The organism is Methylobacterium sp. WL7, assembly GCF_008040085.1.
Taxonomy (GTDB): Bacteria; Pseudomonadota; Alphaproteobacteria; order Rhizobiales; family Beijerinckiaceae; genus Methylobacterium; species Methylobacterium mesophilicum.
This window is the reverse complement of record NZ_VRVG01000212.1, coordinates 1-5413: the sequence shown is the minus strand read 5'-3', so window position 1 is coordinate 5413 and position 5413 is coordinate 1. Positions and strand designations below refer to the sequence as shown.

General features: G+C 61.9%; 3 protein-coding genes. All 3 read left to right on the top strand.

What is annotated here, in order from left to right; all coding sequences use genetic code 11:
• The first annotated feature begins 686 nt into the window (after window positions 1-686).
• Genes FV233_RS27990 through FV233_RS27980 form a run of 3 tightly spaced genes read left to right on the top strand, consistent with a single transcriptional unit; the run spans window position 687 to window position 5216 of the window.
• Window positions 687-1946, top strand: coding sequence for a flagellar hook-basal body complex protein (locus FV233_RS27990; protein WP_147899473.1), 1260 nt, complete (start codon window positions 687-689; stop codon window positions 1944-1946).
• Between the two features lie 37 nt (window positions 1947-1983).
• On the top strand, window positions 1984-3609 hold the full coding sequence (locus FV233_RS27985; RefSeq protein WP_147899472.1) for a flagellar basal body rod C-terminal domain-containing protein: 1626 nt from the start codon (window positions 1984-1986) through the stop codon (window positions 3607-3609).
• 2 nt (window positions 3610-3611) lie between these two features.
• Complete coding sequence (locus FV233_RS27980; protein WP_147899471.1) at window positions 3612-5216, top strand: flagellin; 1605 nt, start codon at window positions 3612-3614, stop codon at window positions 5214-5216.
• The last annotated feature ends 197 nt before the right edge of the window (window positions 5217-5413 follow it).

The window sequence follows — 5413 nt, the reverse complement described above, 5'->3', positions numbered from 1 at the left end:
GCACCGTGGTTTGGGCGCAGCATCACCGCCCAGGGCACGACGTGCACCCTTCGGCGGAAGTCTGCTGGCGCAGCAGCGTCACCTCGACGGTCGAGTGAGCGATGATTGCGTCCGCACTCCGAGCATTCGTGAGTTCTAACAAGCGCAGACGCTAGGCATAGACGGCCAAATCCGGCCCGCCCTCGGTCTCGGCCCGCCTTCACGTGCGCGGATAATGGAGGTCGGCGATGCTGTAGATCAGCCGCGCTGCATGTCGCGACGCGCTGACTGTAGCAGCCGGCGGTACCGACCCGGCGCAGGTTCACCGACGCGAGGGTACCTTCGTTTCGACGCAGCACCTCCTCGACGGTGGCATACCACGGGTGAGGGACTACGTGTTGCGTAACGGCGCCAACCGCGGCCGATGTTGAGCAGCGTCGATAGACCATCAGCGTGCCGGGATCCTGATCGTTGCGCCCAAGGCCGGTATTTCCGATCGATATCGCGCCCCGTTTACCAGAATCGTCTTTGGCTTACGACACGCTGCTACGCCTCGGACACCCGGGCAAATTTTGCCGTCGCACGGCAAAGATTTCCACTTTGAACGGCTCCCACTCCGGGCAGCTTTTCTAAAATACTGAGAGATAACACTTTTTTATTGGACCGCCGATTGCAGGGTCATGGAAGAATGTTGAGTGAGGATCGCCATGGATCTCTTTTCGGCCCTGCAAACGTCGGTGTCCGGCCTGCAGGCGCAGTCCTACGCCATCAGTAATATCTCCGGGAACATCGCAAACTCACAGACGACCGGTTATAAGCGCGTCGACACCAGCTTCGTCGATCTGATGTCCGAGACCACGCCGAAGCGCGAGGTCGCCGGTTCGGTCCTGGCCCAGTCCCAGCTGACCAACACGATCGCCGGCAACGTCGTGTCCTCGACGATCCCGACGAATATGTCGATCAGCGGAACGGGCTTCTTCACGGTTGTGCAGAAGACCGGCGACGCCAATGGTCAATCCACATTCAGCGGCACCAACGCCTACACGCGCCGGGGCGACTTCGCGCAAGACAAAGACGGCTACTTGATGAACGGGGCAGGGGGGTACCTCACGGGCACCAACCTCGATCCGATCACGGGCCAGACGACCAGCACAGGCCTCGTCAACGTCGGCAATGCGACCCTTCCGGCCCAGGCTACCACCACAATCAAGTACGCGGCCAATCTTCCGGCGACGCCGGATACCAGCGCCACAACAGTGCCACCCAATAGCATCATTGGCCCATCCATTACAGCGTACACGGCCACCGGGGCTCCGGTGACCGTCAACATGCGGTGGTCGAAGGACGCGAGCACAGATCCAACCACCTCAAGCTGGACCCTGTCCTATGATGCCGGCTCGAACGGAACCGCAAATTGGCAGCCTGTAGCGACCAAGTTCTCCTTCGACTCGACAGGCAAGCTCACCAGCCCAGCCGCCGGGAGCGTTGATCTTGGCAACCCGAAGATCGGCGGCTACACCTTTACAGGTCTGGCTTTAGACATTTCTGGTGGATTAACTCAGTACGCCGACACGACTGGGGCTGTCACGACCAACACCCTCAGTCAGAACGGCAACAACTCCGGCACACTTACGAGCGTCGCTGTCGGCGCTGACGGCAAGATCAACGGTACCTTCTCGAATGGAGCGGTCGTACCGATTGCCACCGTTGGGATCGCTAAGTTCGCCAATCCCGATGGATTGAGAGCCGACTCCAAGGGCAACTACCTACAGACCGCAGATTCCGGTCAGCCCTTGGCAGGCCTCAACGACAGCACGATCACGGGTGCCAGTAACGAGCAGTCAAATACAGATATTGCCACCGAGTTTTCCAAGATGATCGTCACGCAGCAAGCCTACTCTGCGAACACGCGGGTCATGTCGACGGCTCAGACGATGATGTCTGACCTACTCAACGTGATCCGATAGTCGCACTCGTCCGGTGGATCGCTGAGGAGGCATCGTTATGTCGCTCAATGCACTTTCCAACGCGACCGCCGGGCTTGCGGCCACGCAGGCGGCGATCAACGTTGTCTCGCAGAACGTCGCGAATGCCGGCACGGCCGGATACGTCAAGCGGACGCTGACGCCGGTCGCCACAGGCACCAACAACCTCGGCGTCGCAAACGGAACGATCACCCGCAGTTTCGACGCCGCCGCGCTCAAGCAACTGCGGCTCGAGACCTCGGGAGCCGCCTATACCAGCACCAAGGCCAGCATCGCGTCCCAGCTCGACGCGCTTTATGGGGCTCCGGGCAGCGGGGCGGCGCTGGACGGCACGCTGAACACGTTCACCGAATCGCTGCAGGAGCTGTCGGCCAACCCGACCTCGGCGGCGGCCCGCACCACCGTGGTCAGCAACGCCTCGGCGCTGGCGAGCCAGATCAACGGCGCCGCCGCCTCGGTGCAGAACCTGCGCTCGGGGGTCGAGGCCCAGCTCGGCACCGATACGCAATCGGCCAGCTCGCTCCTGTCCAGCGTCGCGAGCCTCACCGCGGGGATCGAGCTGCGTGACCAGATCCTGCCGCAGGCTCAGCGGCAACTCGACGATCTTGCCGGGGGGCTCGCCAGTTCCTTGACCGACTCCTCCCGGACCGCTGCGATGACCAGCGGCGTAGCGTCTATTGACCTCAGCGGCGCGATTCCCGCAACCGGCAACAAACCCGGTGCCGGCTTGATGGCCGGCAACACCCTTACAATTTCGGTCACAGACCTCAACAATATCCCGAGAAATATCATTCTCGTGGCCTCTAATGCATCACCGCCGCCGGACATAACAGCAGACCAGACAGCTGACGGGACCGCGTATGTCGCAGCCTTTAGCATCAAAGATGGCCCGGGCTCCTATGCTACTGTCATCAAGGCCGTCCTCGACAAGCTGAAAACAAACAATCCGACGCTTCCGACGCTCTCTGTCGACAAAAGCACAAACAGCAACTTCAGCGCCGCTGCACTCGCCAGCGGGGCGGCACTCGACATCGGAAACATAACAACTGGCACGTCGATTTTAGGGGCTCAGGCAAATGTAACTTTGCCGATTGCGACGACGGATTCCGCTACGGGCTACCCGCAGATCGCCCTGTTCACCGACCTCTCTACCACACCGCCACCTGTTGCCCGTCTCTACACCGGCTCACTCGACGACAACTCGCAGCGCACCGGCTTCGCGCAGCGGATCTCGATCAATCCGAACCTCGTTGGCAACACCGCTGCCCTCACGAGGTCGAGTACGACCGACCCCACCGCTTCAGGAGACCGTGCCAGCAAAATCTACACGGCACTGACGTCCAACCAGCAAACCTTTTCGTCCTCAAGCGGCATCGGCGGCGTCTCCGCGCCCTACCGGGCGAGCGTCGTCGGCTTCGCGCAGGACGTGATCGCCTCGCAGGGGGCCGCGTCCGCGAACGCCAATGCACTGAACGATACCCAGCAGACCGCACTCTCGACCGCGCAGGGCCGGTTCGCCGCCGGGGCCGGGGTCAACATCGACCAGGAGATGTCGAACCTGATCGCCCTGCAGACGGCCTACGGCGCCAACGCTCGGATATTGACCGCCGCCCGCGACATGCTCAACCAACTGCTGCAGATCTGACCATGACGACGATCTCACCCTTCGCGGCCGGCTCCTACGTCGCCAACCGGAACACGTCGCAACTGCTGACGCTGAAGAACCAGCTGAACGACCTGTCGAACCAGCTCTCCAGCGGAAAGGTCTCGCAGACCTATGGCGGGCTCGGCACCGGGCGCTCCACGGCGCTCGCCGCCCAGGCGACCCTGAGCGCGCTCGACGGCTACGCGACTGGCATCACCGCCGCTCAGACCCGGACGAACCTCGCGGTCACGAGCCTGACCCAGGTTGCGACGCTCGGCACCACCGCGCGAGCGGCGCTCAACAACGGCCTTCAGAGCGTCGCGGTCAACTCTACGGCGGGACGCTCGATCGCGCTCGCCAACCTGCAGACGGCGCTCGACACGCTCAACCAGTCGGCGGCGGGCAATTACCTGTTCGGCGGCGGCGATACCACCACCCAGCCGGTGCTCGACGCGAACACGATCCTCAACGGATCGACCGACGCCGATGGCAATCCGCTCGAGGGCCTCACAGACGTTATCAAGGAGCGAGTCGATGCGCAGTTGGGTCCAGGCGGCAACGGCCGGCTGACGCAGAGCGAGCCGACCGCAGTTCCGATCCTGGTCACTGAGGAATCGAACGCCACCACCCGGGTTAAGTTCGGCTTCACCCTGGGCAGTGAGCCGAAGGCCACCGGAGCGTTCACCGCCTCCATCTCGGCCACCAGCCCGGCCACCCTCAACGTGAACCTCAAGAGTCCGACCGCCCAGCCGGCCGCCGGCGACAGCATCAGCTTCGCGTTGAAGATGCCTGACGGCACCTCGACCACCGTGACGCTGACCGCGGCGACCAGTGCGGATTCTGGCTCGACTACCAGCTTCGCCCTCGGCGCGACCGCCGCCGACACGATGAAGAACTTGTCTGCGACGTTGACCAACGCCCTTAAGGGCGCGGCCAGCAGCACGCTGGCGGTGACCGCAACAGCCGACGCTGCAACGCAATTCTTCACCGGCTCTGCGCATGGAGGGCCAGACAGGAACGGGGTGACGCCCCAGCGCGTCCTGTACGATGGGTCGACCCCGGTGGATTACGGCACTCCTACACCGAACACGACGGTGCTCTGGTATCAAGGCGAGAACACCTACACGACTCCACCGGACCCGACGAAGGCCGTGCCGACCGCTGCACTCGACACCCAATCGATCCAAGTGAGCGCGACCGGCCAAGTCGGCACAGGCGCCCGCGCCATCGACCCGACAATTCAAAACGTGCTCACCGGCTTGGCGACCATGGCGTTCGCGCTGCCGACGACGAGCGATGCCAACACCGCCGCCACCTATCAGCGGGTCAATAGTCGCGCGGGCGCGCTGCTCTCGTCGTCCGACCAGACCAATCCGAGTATCCAGGATACCGTCACGCAGCTGAGCATCGCCTCGACACGGCTGTCAAATGCCAGCACGACGAACACGGCGACCAAGAACAGTTTGCAAAACACCCTCGACGGGATCGAGCAAGCCCCGACCGAGGAGGTCGTAGCCAAGCTGCTGGACGTACAGAACCGCTTGCAAGCGAGCTATCAAATCACCTCTTCGCTCTCAAAATTGTCATTGATAAATTATATAAGCTAGTCAGGCCCAATTTAACAATGACAATTCTTATCGTGCACTGTGAGCTAAACCGGTCAGACACGAAATCATTGAAAACGAGAGAGCGCGTTTTCAAAATAGAACTTTTCAAAGGGAGGCGGTCGGATCAGATTAGCTCGAATGGATCGACCTTTTTTGTACACACCCCGGAGTCAGCTCTGATTTTGTTGAAAAGATTT